General features: G+C 54.9%; 15 protein-coding genes and 1 riboswitch. Of the genes, 10 read left to right on the top strand and 5 right to left on the bottom strand.

Features of this window, described 5'->3' with window-relative positions:
* The first annotated feature begins 92 nt into the window (after positions 1-92).
* A riboswitch (yybP-ykoY riboswitch) is annotated at positions 93-257 on the top strand.
* A gap of 9 nt (positions 258-266) precedes the next feature.
* Complete coding sequence (gene mntP, locus JQR90_RS23475) at positions 267-839, top strand: manganese efflux pump MntP (RefSeq protein ID WP_026003797.1); 573 nt, start codon at positions 267-269, stop codon at positions 837-839.
* 143 nt (positions 840-982) lie between these two features.
* On the opposite strand, the gene JQR90_RS23470 is transcribed toward mntP, so the two are convergent.
* The 3 genes from JQR90_RS23470 to JQR90_RS23460 form a co-directional block, all read right to left on the bottom strand.
* Complete coding sequence (locus JQR90_RS23470; protein ID WP_010798807.1) at positions 983-1,312, bottom strand: hypothetical protein; 330 nt, start codon at positions 1,310-1,312, stop codon at positions 983-985.
* A gap of 431 nt (positions 1,313-1,743) precedes the next feature.
* Positions 1,744-3,390 carry an acetolactate synthase large subunit gene (locus JQR90_RS23465; RefSeq protein ID WP_010798806.1) on the bottom strand — a complete coding sequence of 549 codons (1,647 nt, stop codon included), beginning with the start codon at positions 3,388-3,390 and terminating at the stop codon, positions 1,744-1,746.
* Between the two features lie 352 nt (positions 3,391-3,742).
* Positions 3,743-5,200 (bottom strand): PLP-dependent aminotransferase family protein, encoded by a 1,458-nt coding sequence (locus JQR90_RS23460; protein ID WP_010798805.1) that lies wholly within the window; start codon positions 5,198-5,200, stop codon positions 3,743-3,745.
* Between the two features lie 100 nt (positions 5,201-5,300).
* Between JQR90_RS23460 and JQR90_RS23455 the strand changes: the two genes are divergently transcribed.
* A complete protein-coding gene (locus JQR90_RS23455; protein ID WP_230382333.1) occupies positions 5,301-6,044 on the top strand; it encodes a GNAT family N-acetyltransferase in 744 nt (247 codons plus the stop codon).
* A gap of 58 nt (positions 6,045-6,102) precedes the next feature.
* Here the strand turns inward: JQR90_RS23455 and JQR90_RS23450 are convergent, their stop codons facing one another.
* Both JQR90_RS23450 and JQR90_RS23445 read right to left on the bottom strand, forming a co-directional pair.
* Positions 6,103-6,834, bottom strand: a complete 732-nt coding sequence (locus JQR90_RS23450; protein WP_010798803.1) for an SDR family NAD(P)-dependent oxidoreductase — start codon at positions 6,832-6,834, stop codon at positions 6,103-6,105.
* A gap of 176 nt (positions 6,835-7,010) precedes the next feature.
* Positions 7,011-7,268: a PepSY domain-containing protein gene (locus tag JQR90_RS23445; protein WP_010798802.1), complete on the bottom strand. Its 258-nt coding sequence runs from the start codon at positions 7,266-7,268 to the stop codon at positions 7,011-7,013.
* Between the two features lie 305 nt (positions 7,269-7,573).
* Between JQR90_RS23445 and JQR90_RS23440 the strand changes: the two genes are divergently transcribed.
* From JQR90_RS23440 to JQR90_RS23405, 8 genes are all read left to right on the top strand, one after another.
* Positions 7,574-8,230 (top strand): YjfI family protein, encoded by a 657-nt coding sequence (locus tag JQR90_RS23440; protein WP_010798801.1) that lies wholly within the window; start codon positions 7,574-7,576, stop codon positions 8,228-8,230.
* Between the two features lie 26 nt (positions 8,231-8,256).
* On the top strand, positions 8,257-8,961 hold the full coding sequence (locus tag JQR90_RS23435; RefSeq protein WP_010798800.1) for a PspA/IM30 family protein: 705 nt from the start codon (positions 8,257-8,259) through the stop codon (positions 8,959-8,961).
* Between the two features lie 59 nt (positions 8,962-9,020).
* The gene (locus JQR90_RS23430; RefSeq protein WP_010798799.1) at positions 9,021-9,578 is read left to right on the top strand and encodes a rhomboid family intramembrane serine protease; all 558 of its coding nucleotides are present in this window, start codon (positions 9,021-9,023) and stop codon (positions 9,576-9,578) included.
* A 30-nt stretch (positions 9,579-9,608) separates the two neighbouring features.
* A complete protein-coding gene (locus tag JQR90_RS23425; RefSeq protein WP_010798798.1) occupies positions 9,609-10,274 on the top strand; it encodes a DUF2491 family protein in 666 nt (221 codons plus the stop codon).
* A gap of 13 nt (positions 10,275-10,287) precedes the next feature.
* A complete protein-coding gene (locus JQR90_RS23420; RefSeq protein WP_010798797.1) occupies positions 10,288-10,713 on the top strand; it encodes a DUF350 domain-containing protein in 426 nt (141 codons plus the stop codon).
* Between the two features lie 17 nt (positions 10,714-10,730).
* On the top strand, positions 10,731-11,471 hold the full coding sequence (locus JQR90_RS23415; RefSeq protein ID WP_010798796.1) for a DUF1190 domain-containing protein: 741 nt from the start codon (positions 10,731-10,733) through the stop codon (positions 11,469-11,471).
* Between the two features lie 12 nt (positions 11,472-11,483).
* Positions 11,484-12,641 carry a glutathionylspermidine synthase family protein gene (locus JQR90_RS23410; RefSeq protein ID WP_010798795.1) on the top strand — a complete coding sequence of 386 codons (1,158 nt, stop codon included), beginning with the start codon at positions 11,484-11,486 and terminating at the stop codon, positions 12,639-12,641.
* A 466-nt stretch (positions 12,642-13,107) separates the two neighbouring features.
* On the top strand, positions 13,108-16,392 hold the full coding sequence (locus JQR90_RS23405) for a hypothetical protein (protein WP_010798794.1): 3,285 nt from the start codon (positions 13,108-13,110) through the stop codon (positions 16,390-16,392).
* The last annotated feature ends 183 nt before the right edge of the window (positions 16,393-16,575 follow it).

Here is a 16,575-nt window from a genome sequence, read left to right as displayed (position 1 = left end):
CCTATAAAGTGGCGGCAAAACATAGCCATGGCTAAAAAGATTAGCTCTATCTATCTGATAGACTTGATAAATTTCTTTGTGTATTGTGGCGGCTTCTTTGGGGAGTAGCCTGCTTTCGAATGCTTCGAAAGTGTTTATGTCAACATTCTCGGCATGCATGCCGTGGCATAAACGACCACCCGGTTGGCGAGACCATTGATATATCCGCGTTCAGGATCGGGCGCGTGGATATGTCATTGGACGTTAGCCCGATCGGTACGGAAATCGTGAATCCAGCTGCTCTCGTCTTACTTGCCTTAGCCATGTCCACGGATGCGTTCGCCGCTGCGGTGGGCAAAGGTGCCAGCCTGCATAAGCCTTGTCTGCGAGAAGCGCTACGCACCGGTGCGATCTTTGGCACCATTGAGGCCATCACACCCGTCATTGGCTGGGCTGCCGGCCTTGCAGCTGCTCAGTTTGTACAAGAGTGGGATCACTGGATTGCCTTTACGCTCCTGTTGGGTCTGGGTCTGCGCATGATCTGGTCTGGCGTGAGAGAAGCAGAAGAGGTCGAGGAAAAGCCCACTCAGCACTCGTTCTGGTTGCTCGCCATTACGGCGGTAGCCACCAGTATCGATGCCCTGGCGGTCGGCGTGGGGCTTGCTTTCATCAACGTCAATATCATCGGCGCGGCGCTGGCTATCGGCTTAGCGACCATGATCATGGTGACTATTGGCGTCATGTTGGGGCGCGTGATGGGGGCTGTCATTGGCAAGCGGGCCGAGATCATTGGTGGGGTAGTGCTAATCGGTATCGGCTCGGTCATTCTGCATGAGCATTTGACCGCAGTAACCGGCTGATCCGGCTGGGTGCCGTCGGTAATCGTTGATCAATTACGTCCTGTTTCATGTTTTAAAACCAGAGCGCCTGCAGGATGTCTGCAGGCGCTCTGGTGTTTTGGGGAAGCGTTCCTGAGAAGGACTGGCGCTTCCAGGCTGCTTCGTTAACGCTGAACGTTAGGGAAGCGCTGCTTCAGGTAAGTATCCACTTCATTAAAGTCATAGCCCTGCTCTTTGGCCTTAAGGGCAAGGTCTGATACGCATTTCGGACTTGGCGCATCTGCTGCCTCATCTTTACAGACGTCCGGCTGGGCCTGGGTAATGTATTCGCTGACTGAAGGTCTGGGTTTGACGGCATCGCCATCAAAGGTCTCGGACTTGGGCAGAATGAACTTGTTGACCACGATGGCAAACAGGATTCCCAGGATCGCAAGCGTTATGACATACGTAGCCGTAATGCGTTTACGCTTCGGGACATTCTCTAACTGGCTCAAATCAGCACTCCTTTCTAGAGGGATCGATAACATTGTCCTTCGGTTACGATTTAGTAACCCGCTTGTGACCAGAAGTTCAGCATTTTGCCGTGCAGGACGTTGATCCGAATCAATAAGGCGTCGATGTGGGAGTGAGCTAACAGGCCGGGCTGCGGATTTTCAGTGTTTCAGCCTGATAGGTTTTCCACTTATAAAGTGAATATGCTTGTGGATAATTACGGCTAGCCCATATACGGCAAGGGCTGGACAGAGTTGATCATTTTTTGATCAGTTTGAGATTGGGCAGCGACCAGCAGTAACCGGATCGCTTTGATTCATAAGGCGCCGGCGCGATAGGGTGAAAAGGTGGGGCCATACCCATCCTTCCAGACTCTCAAACCAAACGCCCCCGTTAGTACGGGGGCGTTTGGTTTCATCGGGTACAGTGCTATTTAGACCTGAGCGCTGCGCTCCTTGATTTCCTGGTGCAGAATGCGGTCGTTTTCGGAGTAATCGACCGGGCAATCGATTACATGTACGCCTGGTGTGTTCACGCAGCGCTCAACCAATGAGGCGAATTCCGCAGCGCTTTCCACCCGATGGCCCTGAGCGCCATAGCTTTCGGCATAACGGACAAAGTCCGGGTTACCGTAGTCCAGACCATAATCTTCAAAGCCCATCTGTGCCTGCTTCCAGCGGATCATGCCGTATCCGTCATCACGCAGAATGATGACCACAAGGTTCATCTTCAGGCGTACAGCGGTTTCCAGCTCTTGACTATTCATCATGAAGCCGCCGTCACCGCATACGGCAACGATAGGCGTCTGTGGATGAACCAGGCGTGCCGCCATGGCAGAAGGAAGACCAGCACCCATGGTAGCCAATGCGTTGTCCAGCAACACCGTGTTAGGCATGTAGGCCTTGTAGTTACGGGCAAACCAGATCTTGTAGATACCGTTATCCAGCGCCACGATACCATCCGACGGCAGCACCTTGCGCAGGTCTGCAACCATACGCTGCGGGTACATCGGGAAGCGGTCATCTGTGGAGCCTTCGGAGACATGAGCCTCGTTGGCTTCACGAATGGTCAACAGGCGGTCGAAGTCCCAGGTTGGTTGAACTTCAATGGCTTCCTTGATTTGCCAGATGGCATTGGCGATATCGCCTACCACTTCTACCTGAGGGAAATACACCGGATCGACTTCGGCCGAGCGGAAGTTGATGTGGATGACCTCCGTACCTCCACGCACCATGAAGAACGGTGGCTTTTCGATGACGTCGTGGCCAATGTTGACGATCAGATCAGCCGACTCCAGCGCACGGTGCACGAAGTCACCGGCCGACAGCGCCGCGTTACCCAGGAAACGGGGATGACGCTCATCCACCACCCCTTTACCCATCTGGGTGGTAATGAACGGAATACCCGTCTTTTCAATTAACTGACGCAGCACGCGCGCCGTCATCTTGCGATTGGCCCCCGCACCGATGACCAGGACTGGGCTGCGTGCGCCTTCCAGCTTGGATATGGCCGCCTGGATGGACTTGTATTCAGCGATGGGTCGGCGGGTCAGGCTGGGTGGAATCGGGGTGCTTTCAGTCTGCTCAGCCGCGATGTCTTCTGGAAGTTCCAGGTGAACCGAACCGGGCTTTTCTTCTTCAGCCAGACGGATCGCTTCACGGATACGCGAAGGGATATTGTCGGCAGAAGCCAGCTGGTGGGTGTACTTGGTAATCGGGTCCATCATGCCGCAGACATCGATAATCTGGAAACGGCCCTGCTTGGACTTCTTGATCGGCTTCTGCCCGGTGATCATCATCATTGGCATGCCGCCCAGGTAGGCATAGGCGCCTGCAGTCACAAGGTTTGTGGCGCCTGGGCCTAACGTCGACAGACACACGCCGGTCTTACCGGTCAGACGACCATAGGTCGCCGCCATGAATCCGGCGGATTGTTCGTGACGTGTCAGGATCAGTTTGATCTGGCTGGAACGGGAGAGCGAGTCCAGCAGGTCCAGGTTTTCTTCCCCAGGAATACCAAAGATGTATTCCACACCTTCGTTTTCCAGACAACGTACGATCAAATCAGAGGCCTTGGCCATCACTTTTTCCTTCAGGTAGGGCGGTTAGAGAAGCTCCGACCCAAGGGTGCAATGCTGATAGTGATTTGTCCATGCCGCATGGGCCGTAGAAGAACAAATTCAGTAAAAAAATTCATTTTTTTGCAAAAAAAGCGGGGCGGAACAGACGAAATGTAGTGGTTTAGATCAATAGCTACATGCTGACGCCTTAGCCTGACCGGATGCTAGTGAAGTGAGGCAATTTATAGCCAGCCTTAGGTTGTCTTTAAGGGTGCAAGGGGCTCTTTCAAGTTCGTACGGTAGATCTGCATGGATACGGAAGAGATAACGTTAAGCCTGGGCCGTGACTGGAACCCTTCAGCAACATCAGTAATCAAGCGCTTTTAAGAAGTTGCCCAAGTCTGCTGGCCAGCGGAGCAAACAGTTCCGTCGCCGTATTGCCATATCCAATTACCAAGCCGTTGTCCTCGCGCAGCGGTGACAAGGTATAACGTGACAGAGCCGCTGGAGCCATATTGTAGCGACTGGCCGCTTCAACTACCTTCTGATCACAACAATGTGCGGGTAGACGTAACGTCAGATGCATTCCCGCATTTCCACCCATGAGTTCATAGGGCATAGGGATGAACTGCTGGAGCGCGGTGCGCAAGATCTGTTGGCGCTCACGGTACAGACGCCTCATACGGCCTAGATGACGGCTGAAATGTCCCTTCTCGATAAAGGATGCCATCGCCAATTGCTCATGACGATGTCCTCCACGCAGCATTTCTGTCAGGGAGGCGCGGGTCGCTACCATCAGTGAGTGAGGCAGTACCATGAAACCCAGGCGAAGCGCTGGAAACATGGTTTTGCTGAAGCTGCCGATATACACCACCGGCGCATTCAGGACGAGGCCTTGCATGGCTTTTACAGGCTCACCGAAATGGCGAAACTCGCTGTCATAATCATCTTCAATGATCCAGGCGCCATGCGCCCGTGCGTGCTCAATCAATGCCAGACGCCGGCTTACGCTAAGCACTGACCCCATGGGATATTGATGAGAGGGAGTGGTGTAGATCAGGCGAGGTGGAGCAGTAACCCAGTCAGCGGCTGCTACTGCCAACCCTTCTGTATCGACCCGTTTGGGAACGATATGTAGATCACCTGCACGCATTGCAGTCTTTATACCCCGGTAGCCAGGATCTTCAATCCAGGCCGTATCGCCTGGATTGGTCAGCAGGCGAACAGATAGCGCCAGGGCTTCCTGGGTTCCTTCGGTAATGATGATCTGCTCTGCCGTGCAGTTAACCCCGCGTGAAAGCGAGAGATAACGTGCTAGCGAGGCGCGCAAACGTGGCTCACCCAACGGATCTCCATAGCCCAGACTCGAAGAGCCCGCATGGCTGATCTCCTGATCCAACACCCGTCGCCAGGTAGAGAGCGGAAAGTAGGAAAGCGCCGGGATACCAGGCCGGAGTGCACCGCTGGATTCGGCGAGCGCTGAGCCATTCCCTATCTGCTCAATGCGTCGGGCCAGTCCGGCCGTACATGGCATATCATCTGCAGCGGATACAGGCCTCTCGGACAACCTCGCGACTCGGGTACCGGTAGGGCTCGCATGAACATACCCTTCGGTGGAAAGTTGCTCATATACGGCAATAACCGTGTTGCGTGAAATTGATAACGCACTGGCCAATTCACGTGAGCCGGGCAGCCGAGTGTCTGCCGCCAACTGTCCCTTCAAAATAGCTGATTGGAGTCGTTCATAGAGCTGTGCCTGCAACGACGCCGCTGATGGGGCTCGAGAGAGTGGTGTGCCAAACAGCAACAGGGTTTCACGTATCGTATTCATCAGCTAAGTGTCTGGCTCTATAAAAAAGCTCAAATGTGGCTCTTTTGGCAGAGCCATATCCTGAATACCGTTATAGCTCATTCAACTGTTGGTCAGGTAGATGATGAATCGGGAAGGAATACGGAACGCGTACCAACAACCCATAGGGCAGCCTCTGGCAGAGTGGACAGAGCGTTCACGGCCGTCTCGTACGGTAAAGGAGGGTCGCTATTGTCGCCTTGAGCCACTCAATGCTGAGATCCACGCATCCGACCTGTACGAGGCGTATGGTCAGGCAGAAGACGGCCGAGACTGGACCTATATGCTGTCCGGCCCTTTCATTCATGAAGCGGACTATCATCGGTTTGCCGAGCAGGCTGCTGCGAGTGAGGACCCGATGCACTTCGTGGTGGTCGATCTACGAAGCGGTCGCGCGGTTGGGACGTTGTCCCTGATGCGGATAGATCCTGCCAATGGCGTTATGGAGGTTGGGCATGTTGCTTTCTCTACACTCATGAAGCGCTCGATACTTTCAACCGAAGCACATTATCTGCTTATGTATCATGCCTTCGAGGACCTGGGCTATCGGCGTTACGAGTGGAAATGCGATAGCCTGAACGAGCCCTCGCGCCAGGCTGCGCTTCGCTTGGGGTTTCAGTTTGAAGGGGTATTCCGGCAGGCTCTGGTCTACAAGGGGCGGAGCCGGGATACGGCCTGGTTTTCGATCATTGACACTGAATGGCCGGTACTGCGTAACGCATTTACGGGATGGTTAGACCCGGCCAACTTTAACGAGGACGGCCAACAGCTCCGTTCCCTTCAGGCATTCCAAAGGAGCGCTCGGGTAAACGATCCACTCGGTTGAGCCGACTTGGTTGATTCAGAGAAAAGCCGTAGCAACTTTTATCCAGCCTTTCTGTGCGTCATACATGCTGGCCGCCGTTGACATGGATTTCAGAGCCATTGATGTACGACGCGCCTCCTGTACATAAAAAGTAGATCAAGGAGGCCACTTCCTCGGGCTTACCCAGGCGGTGAAGTGGAATATCGCGTTGAACGATTTCTTCCGTTCCGGGTGAAAGAATCGAGGTATCGATTTCACCTGGAGCAATGGCATTTACCCTGATGCCGTGCGGGCCGAAGTCGTAGGCCATTTCCCGGGTCAGCGCCGAAAGGGCCGCTTTGGACGTTGCATAGGCTACGCCGGCGAATGGATGAACTCGCGACCCAGCAATGGAGGTAACGTTGATGACGCAGCCTTTAGCGACCTTGAGCTCGTTGAACAACCCTTTTGCCAGCAGGGCGGTAGAAAATAAGTTGACGTTGAATACCTTGATCCAATCGGCGTAGCCCATTTCTAACACACCCAGCCGTGAGCCGGTCTCGCTTTTGGGTGAGATGCCAGCATTATTTACTAGCGCGTCAAGACGACCACCCAGTTTGTCGTGAATCAGCGCCAAGTTCTGCTCAACGCTATCGATGTCTTCGAGGTCGAGATGGATATGGTTCATCAATCCTTCGGACCAGGGGCAGTCTGCCGCCCAATTCTGGCGTGAAGCGGTAAATACGCGCCAGCCCGCTGCATTGAAGTGCTTGACCGTGGCATGGCCGATGCCACGGCTCGCGCCCGTCAATAATAATGTCTTTTGCGTCATGGCCGTCTTCCTGAAAAGGGACACCTATCATAAGCATATCTGCCTATTTGTGGGGTACAGGCAGCCTAGCGGTTAAACCACTGTTCAAGTTCGGAAGAAAGGGCAGAGGCGTACACGTCACAGAAGCACGGTGTGAAGTGTGTGCCTACCGGCGTAGGTAGGCACACGAGTAGGCGTTAATGGTCCATTTCGTCTTTAGTGATCTTGCCACTGTGCGGGTCTACATGAAATTCATACTTCATGCCGTCCTGCTTGGTGCCTTCTCCTTCCCAATGCCCATCGTCCGCTTCGATCTTGGTGATCTCTGTATAGCCGGCAGCCTTGAGCGCAGCCTCCGCCTGATCTTTGCTGATCCAGTCAGCACCCGGCTGATCAGCCCAGGCTACACTGGCAGTCAGTAGTGAGGCTGTTAGAAAAGCAGTTATCTTTCTCATGGCGAGTCCTCATGATGGGTACGAGATAATTGAGTGCTCCTGAAGCGTGGAGTTCGCGTGCCTAACGTGTCGCGATACCCTTGAGAACCGACTCAGAACAATCACCGTGAATGTATGGAGCGGTTGCCTGTTCTATCGCCGTAATGGCGGTAAAGGCGTTTACTGAGATTTCCACTGTTCTAGGCCTGAAAAGGTTCAGGCAAAATAATATTACATGTAATGGTCAAAAATACTTACATGTAAGTATTGCACTGCCCTGGATTCAGGAGTAGATTTTCTTACATGTAATGAGTCTGGGAGGTCAGATGCCTCGCAAGAAACCACTGGATGATGCTACGGCCAAGGCAGGCTCCGGCAAGGGTAAAACCACCGCTGATTATGTCCGCGAGATGCGGACGCGATTACGTGAGGCAGGTCTGGTAAAGCGTGAGTTCTGGATTCTTCCTGAAAACGTTAACGCCCTTCGGGGTATCGAGAAAGCGCTACGGCAGCCCTTTTTGGGCGAGAAAGTCAAACTGGAGGACTTTATGACCGAGAACACCAACTGGAGTATCAGCTCGCTGCACAAGGCCCTGGCCGAGCTGGAGGTGGTTGAGAAGGGCGAGATTGTTCTGACCGTTGCTGAAGGTGCGGTGCCCAGCATCAAACTTACCATGACAGAGTATGGCGACCTGCCGATTTACCTGGCGGTCTCCGGTGATCAGGTGTTAGTCGATGCCACGCTGTTCGAGGCGGGCAAAGTCAAGGATACCGTTGAGTTCAACAGCCTGCTGCTGCGTAGCCGGGACATGTTTCCCCTGTCCTCGGTAGGTATCGAATCGGTAGACGGTACAGAGATTTATTGCATGTTTGGCGCCTTGAGTGCGGCTTCTTCCCTGACGGTTATCGTCCAGGAGATCTACACCTTGGCGGAAAACGTGATTCGCGCCGCTGAAGCATTCGAAGACCATATCAAGGCCTGACCCTTTATTCGCATTGGAGTACACAGATGAGCATTTGGAAAAAAGTAGTAACCGCGCTTCGCGGTGGCGCCTCTGAAGTGGGCGAAGCAATTGTCGATCAGCAGGCAATCCGTATTCTTGACCAGGAAATCCGTGATGCCGAAGCCGCCTTGCTGCGGGCTCGTAACGGCCTGGTCGATATCAAGGCCAAGCACAAGCTCTCGCTGCAACGTCTGGATGCCTTCAAGGGGGACATTCAGAACTGGGAAGGCAAGGCGATGGCTGCGCTGGAGAAAGGCGAGGAAGGTCTGGCGACTGAGTGTGCAAACAAGGTAGCCGAGATCGAGGCCCAGCGTGATCAGGAGCAGGTGCTGGCGGATCAGTTCGGCAAGCAGACAGAAGCCCTGCATGCTCAGGTCATCAAGGCCGAAGCGCAGATCAAGGGGCTCAAGCAGCAAGTCGAGATGGCCAAGGCGCGGGAAACCGTTCAGAAGGCACGAGTGGCAACAGCTGCCGCTACAGGTGGTGCTAATGGTTCCCTGGAAACGGCTGTAGATTCGCTGGCCCGGATCAAGGCCCGTCAGGACGAGCAGGATGCTCGCCTGCAGGCAGCTGAAGAGCTCGCCAGCGCTTCCAACGGCGGTGATCTGGAGCGCCGTCTACAAGAAGCCGGGATTGGCTCCAAGTCGGGCGGCGGTGCTGATGTCCTGGCTCGCCTGAAGGCCAAGCAGTCCTCGGGCTCTGCACAATAAGCGTTACAGAAGGGCAGCCGAATCCTTCCGGCTGCCCTTCTGTGTCATGAGAGATGTCGATGCGTACAGGAAAATGCCTGCCGGTTATCCTCATGTTGGCCGGGATCATGGTGCTGGTTCAACTGGTGAACACCTTGACGGCGAACAGCCTGGTACACCACGGAATCATCCCTCGTACAACCAGCGGCTTGCAGGGGCTCCTGTTTGCCCCTTTTCTACACGGCTCCATCCGGCATCTGCTCAGTAACCTTGCGCCCTTTGTAGTGCTCAGCTGGCTTATTTCCAACGAAGGCCTCGAGCGCTATGTTCGGGTGCTCGTGCTGATTGCCATGTTGGGCGGACTGCTGGTCTGGCTGCTGGGTCGGCCTAGTATTCATGTAGGAGCCAGTGGGCTGATCTTCGGTCTGTGGTCCTATGTCCTGGCCCGCGCATGGTTTCAGCGGAGCCTTTTAAGTCTGTTGATTGCTGCAGCCGCCTTGCTGGGTTATGGCGGGCTGGTCTTTGGTTTTCTACCCGTGCCGGGTATTTCGTTCGAGTCCCACATCGCCGGTGCCGTTGCAGGCATAGTGGTCGGGTGGATCATGCATTCGAAGACATTACTGGCTAATGCCAGATAATCTCTACAATAAAGAAACAGGAGGTGCTTTATGAGTTGGATCAAGAGGGCGCTAGGCATGGAGGCGCCGCTCCCTAAGGAAAGGGCAGGTTCTGCACCTATCACCAACGCCAGCCCGCTGGGGCTGACCCGGGAGCGGATGATATGCCTGGACAAATCCCTGAAGCTGCTGCTCGACGGGCACTCGCACGTTACCCTGCCAGGGGATGAAAAGGTCTGGGCGGTGGGTAATATCGACCTTGGCCAGTCCATGCGACTGCTGCGTTTCTATCTGGACGATGAGGACTATTTCCTCCAGATAGTCATGAACGGCCCTAGCAATGATGACATCCAGGACATCATTCTTTTTGGCTATCACAGCGTCACCACGATCAACAGCAAGGCCGAATTGCTAAGCCTTTCGGGGCCGGGCGCAAAGCTGGGTATGCCACTCTATGAGCTCGACGGCGAGGAGTATGAACGCCAATGGGGGACGGAAGACGGCCAGACGGAGCTGACGCCGCTCCTTGAGTACGTCAAAAGTCCAGAGCAGTCTTATCGAATCCGGCATAATTGCATGCTCTACGCACGTGAAATCGGCCTGGTGAATCGTCGGGAGTTTCTGCTCCTGTCGGTCGAGGAAGATGATGAGGGTGTCATCTCGCTGTCGACGGCCGTTGGCGTAACGCTACAACCTACAGACCTTCAGGTCCTCTGATAAGGAAATCTACATGCTTGAAGCACTTCGTCTATCCCTGAACGCTGGCGCGGTAATGGGCTTCATCATCTATATTGTTGTTGCGGCTATCCTGTTCGCCTTGTTCCAGCTGGTTTATACCCGTCTCACACCACACAAGGAATTTGCGCTCATTCGCGAGGGCAATACCGCGGCTGCCATTGCTTTGGGTGGCTCGCTGATCGGCTTTGCCCTGCCGGCGAGCAACATCATTGCTTATAGCGTAAGCGTTCTGGACTTCGTGGTTTGGGTCGTCATCGCCGCGGTCGTTCAGCTGTTGACCTTCCTTGGCACCAGCCTGGTGGTGAAGGACCTTTCTGCTCGTATCGGGCGAGGTGAAACGGCTGCGGCAGTGTATTCAGCCTCTGTCGCAATCAGTATCGGTTTTATCAATTCCGCCTGCATGACGCCGTCGGTCTGAGCCAGGAGGAATAACCGATGAGAAAACGCAGTTCCGTCAAGCTGGTATTGGCCAGTACCCTGCCGCTGGCGCTGGTCGCCTGTGGCAAGTCACAGAATACCGCCACCTACAGCGCCAGCCAGAACTTCAGCTCCGTGCAGCAGTGCGTTGAGGCCAAGGTTCCGGTCGATATCTGTTCGGATGCCTACATGCAGGCGATGGCTGATCACAAGCGCATCGCGCCGACCTACGACGATCAGGCGTCATGCGATGCCGACTTCGTACCCGGTTATTGCCAGGCGACATCCGATGGCAAGTACATGCCCAAGCTGGGGGGCTTTGAACTGGCCATGTCCGGAGACCTGCCCAAGCAGGCTGTCGAGCAGGCGAACAATCAAAGCGGCGGCGGAGGTGGTGGGGGCAGTCACCTTAACGGCCTGCTCATGGGACTCCTGATCGGCAACATGCTTAGTGGCTCGGGTAACAACCACTACTACTCGCAGCCGATTTACCAGGCGCGGGACAACCGCGGCAACTATTACAACTCGACGCTTTCGCGCCAGATTGAGCAGGGTAAAACATTCAGCCGTTCGACGCAGGCCAGGACCAGTCCTACCAACAGCTATACCTCATCTACTCTGGGCAGAAGCCTGAGTCGAAATTCGGGAACATCCGGATCAGCCGTATCTTCCACCATCTCTCGCGGAGGCTTTGGCAGTCAGGCCAGCGCCCGTAGCGGCTGGGGTGGCAAGAGCAGCGGTGGGTACAGCAGTAGCTAAGGACATTCGAGCATGAAAAAGATCAGCATCGAAGAGCGCCCGGATTGGCGCGAGACCCTGGAGCGTGAAGGCTTCAATTTTCACACGATCGATGGCGAGCGCTACTGGGATGAACGGGGTTACTACCAGTTCACCGAGGCTCAGATCACCCGCGATCTGGAGCAGCCGACCCGGGAACTGCATGAGATGTGCCTGGATGTCGTCGACCGGGTTGTCGACAGCGAAGAGCTGCTCGAAGGTCTCGCCATTCCCCCGGCCTTTTTTGATCTGGTCCGCAGCTCATGGAAGGAAGGCCACCCGCATTTGTATGGGCGATTCGATATTGCCTACGACGGAAGCGGGCCGGCCAAACTGCTGGAAGCCAACATGGATACACCTACCTCGTTGCTTGAAGCAGGATCCGTGCAGCTGTTATGGCTTGAAGATCAGATCGCCCGTGGCGTGTTGCCGCCTGAGGCAAATCAGTTCAATACCATCGCCGAAGACCTGGTACGTGCCTTTGCTGCATTTCCTGTCGGTGGGGCTTTCTATTTTTCGGCCATGTCGGGCTCGGTCGAGGACCGCGGTACGACAGATTTCTTGCGTCGAATGGCGGCACACGCCGGAATCGATGCGCGGCATATCAATGTGGAGGATATCGGGCTGACGGCTGAGGGGCGATTCGTGGACCTTGAAGGACGTTGGATCGAGCGGCTCTTCAAGCTCCATGCCTGGGAGCATATCTTCAGCGAAGAGTTTGGCAAAGCTGTACCACGATGTGATACGCAGTTCGTGGAGCCCGCCTGGAAGTCTTTGATCAGCAACAAGGGTATTCTGCCGCTGTTGTGGCGATTCAACGAGGGACACCCCAATCTGCTGCCGTGTATGGTCGATGCTGATCCAGCAAAGCCGGTTCCCAAAGGTTGGGTGCGCAAACCCTTCTTTTCGCGGGAGGGTGCCAACATTGAAATCCGCACCGATGAGGATCAGGTTGTCAGGGAGGATGGTCCTTATACGGACGCGCCGTACATACTCCAGGCTTTTTCACCGCTCCCACGCTTTGGTGACAGTTACACCCTGATCGGCTCCTGGGTGATTGCCGATGTAGCTTCGGGTATCGGCATCAGAGAAGATGACAGCCTTATTACCAAGGACTCCAGCCGGTTTTTACCGCACGTGGTATTGGGTTGATAGCGGCTATAACCCACCCGGCGTGGCACTGACTGCGCCGCTTGCTGGTATCGCACTGAACCTTCTTTATGGCTCCATCCAGATGTTACGCAGGATAAGCCTGTTAGTACCCGGCCATCATTTGCTTGTTACATCTCTGTCTGCGGCGCTCAGCCTGCAGGCCTGCTTCTAAAAATCTTCTCTAAGCGACGGAACTTAGCCGTTATCTGCGGTATTGCCTGTGCTTGGCAATCAGCAGTGTCATTGTATTTTCATCGTGAAGGTTTCTGATAGGCAAGGTTTGTCGGAGTCGGCATCTGGCTTGGGGTGCTTCGTTATGTATTGACGATAGCATCCTGGTGAGAGGCCGAACCCTATAGCCATACCTCATCCATGCCCAGTCTAACCAGTAGGGAGTTTTGCGGCCTGTTTACGTAAGCTCATGTAGTCACTGACTTGTCTGGTCCACCACAAGAAGGAATAGGCAATGACCGTCAAGGCTGTAAGTAATAACGATGCCAACTCGCCGGCAGGCTCGGAGTCAGACAAAGCCTGGAATCAGGCAGTGGAAGATGCCAAGGAGGTCGGCATCCGTTGGGAACGCCCTAAGGACGATACGCGTTCGGCGCAGGAAATCATCGACGACAGTCCGCTACTCAAACATCTGGGCAACCAGAGCGGGGTGAAGGACAAACTCAAGGAGCGGGTGGGCGATTTCGAGAAGGACGCTGACGCCGCATACCGGGCTGTCCAGGTGCTTGAGCACGTAGTGAAGATCGATGAAAACGGCAATCGCATCATCGGTGACAGCAATGTCGATAATGATCGAATCGATGGATTCACCAAAGGGGGCGATGCAAAGCACGGTACTGAAGCTGGCCGCCTACAAGACTTTGGCAAGTATGGGTTCTCTTTTTTGAAGGGCGAGCTCCATCAGGTCTCTTTAGCTGGTAATAACGATAAGGCTCGCGAGCAGGCAGAAGCGCTGGGTATCCGCTGGGAGCGGCCGGAAGGTGATGATCGCTCCGCGCAAGACATTATTGATTCCAATCCCTTGCTCAAGAACCTGGGCAACCAGAGCAACGTGAAAGATATGCTCAAGGAGCAGGTAGGTGATTTTGAAAAGGACGCCGATGCGGCTTACCGGGCTGCACAAGTGTTGGAGCATGTAGAAACGTTGGACGCCTCTGGTGAGAAGATTGCCGGAAAAGACGTGGGCAATGGCAGTATCAACGGCTTTACCAAGAGTGGTGAGGCGAAGCACGGCACTGAAGCCGGTCGGCTGCAGGATTTTGGTAAGTACGGCTTTTCTAGCCTGAAAGGTGAGCTCAAGGACCCTGCAGCGGTAGCGGGTGACAAGCAGGCCCGTGAGCAGGCTGAGAAGCTGGGCATCGTATGGGAGCTGCCTCCGAACGATAAGCGCTCGGCCCAGGATATTATCGACAGCGATCCGCTACTCAAGAACCTGGGAAACCAGAGTGGCATCAAGGATATGCTCAAGGAGCGAGTCGGCGATTTTGAAAAAGATGCCGATGCAGCCTACCGGGCTTCACAGGTGCTCGAACACATCGAGCGCTACGACGGTGAAGGCAAGGTTCTTTCTGGTAGTGATATTGGCGATGGCAAGATCAATGGCATCACCAAGGACGGCGAAGCAGAAAATGGCACTGAAGCCGGCCGACTTCAGGATTTTGGCAAGTACGGTTTCTCCAATCTCAAGGGGCCAGAGCTTACCGAAGAGGGGAAAATCGATTTTGCACGCGAAAGTGCAGGCCTGCCACCGGATACCGAAACGGATGTCGCCAACCTGGAAACCACCACAACTGATCCAGCGGACAAGAACCGCAAACTTACCGTGAGCGAACTGACGTGGCAGAACCTGCTCGCCGATTGGAAAAAGGGAATCGACAACGGCAGCATTGCCAAGGACGATGACCGCGCCAAGCTCTATAACGCCTTGCGTGCTCAGAGCGCCAGCGAGAACGGGTTGGACATGGTCGTGCTGGACATGTCGATGGGGCAGGGTACAGCCAAGGTGAGCGGTAAAGACCTGTCTTCCATCATTGATAAGGCCAAGGTGGACGAACAGGTCGGCAAGCTCTTCGGCTCGGAAAGCGTACAGAAGGATTTCCAGGCTCAACAAAGTAAGGCCCTGGACGCACTGCCGAACAAGGACGCGGTGCGCGAAAAACTCGAGACCATGGCCTTCTCCGAGGAGTACTCGCGTTATATTGCCGAACTCAAGAAGAATGGCAAGGATGAACTGGCGGAGGCTGACATCGGCAAGACCTATGCTTCGCTGGCGGCCTTCGACCCGGACAAGGCTGCGCAGTTTTCCCAGCACATGATGATCGACGCCACGACAATTGATCTCGACAAGCTGCTGGCCGATCCCTCGGGAATCAACGACGAAAACACAGTTCTAGCTACCCAGGACACCATCAAGACGCTCCTGACCGCACTGAAAAAAGGCGGTATCGACATCTCGCGGCGCACTGTGGAAACCGAGCGCTTCGTACAGGAGTTCCTGGGTAACAAGCAGACTGCAAAAGCATTTGGCGAAGCACTCAAGGAATTGGGGGCGACCTTTAGCAAGAACGGGGTCGTGACGGCGGATGACATCAACAAGGTTATGAGCAAAGACGTCTACAAGACCTTGGGTGAGGGCGCCCATGGCAGCATGCTCAAGACCATTACCGAGCTCAACAGCAACGGTGCGTTGGGGTCTGCAGGTGGTCTGATTTCCCTGGCTTCCGGGATCTACCAGATTGCAGGCAAGGGCGGCACGCTGGCGGATACTCCAGAGGAGCGCCTGGCGATTGCAAAAGACTTTGTCAGTGTCTTGGGCGCAGGGCAGCACTTCGTGAACCTGGGCAGTAATATCGTCGATAGCATCTGGGGGACCAAGATCAACCAGATGATGGGGTTGGACAAGTCCTTGCCGCAGATCTTTGGTAAGGATGTACCGGAAGGTTCTGGCAGAAACCTGAGCCTTGTGGAAGGTGATTTGAAAAAGATCTATGAAGGCTTCAACGCAGCGATTGATGCGGCCCCTGTTCCCGATCAGCAAAAGCTGGCAGCAAAAATGGATCTGACGCCGGAGCAATGGACAACGCTGAACGAAGGCTTCCGTGACGGCTTTGCCAAAAATCCGGGGCTCAAGGGCAGCACCCCTACCAGCCGTGGCGTTTCGGCATTCCTGCGGGTCATGGATGCAGGCGCTAATACCTTCACCGGGGTCGCTGACATTGTGCTGGGTGGCTTGAAGATCAAGTCAGGTCTTAACAGCAACGACAAGGTCGCTGTGGCGCAGGGTGCTATTACTGTTGCTGCGGGCGCCTTCAACTTTGCCGGTGGCGGCGCACAAATGGCCGCGGTCATGGGAGCCAACGCCGTTCGTGCCCTGGCGGGGCCGCTGCTATGGGTTGGCGCAGCATTGACGGTGGCGCTGACGCCCTTCCTGATCGTCGAGGACATCAAGCACAACAACCGCATGGATGCTCATCGCGAAGATTTGCAAAGCCTGATCAACGATCTGAATGATCAGAACCTGCTCACCGCCGATGGCAAACAGCGCTTCGAGTTTCTGGATGAGTACATGTATAACTACGGCCAGCGTGACGCACCGGAAGATCTCAGTATCTTCGAGTACCGTGAAGAGGAATATGAGTTCTTTGCAGACGGAGGGCATTTGCCGTCGCCCGGTTTCGACGACGTCGAGCATGAAGATTACAAGGGGGATGGTGCCAACCTCGATACACAACTGGCGTAAGCGAATAGCGATGAATCGAATCAAGGACTGAGCTGCGACTCATAGCAAAACAGCAAGGCGGGCCAGGGAAAGGCCCGTCTTGCTGCCTGTCTTACTTGACGCCCGCCTGTAGCGGCGTTATGCCCTGCGGCCTAATCATCTACCCCTATATAAGTGGTACCGACCAGTCCGGACAAGCTGCTA

The organism is Pseudomonas sp. JZ114, assembly GCF_051027705.1.
Classification (GTDB): domain Bacteria; phylum Pseudomonadota; class Gammaproteobacteria; order Pseudomonadales; family Pseudomonadaceae; genus Chryseomonas; species Chryseomonas luteola.
This window is presented reverse-complemented; position numbering and strand designations above follow the sequence as displayed.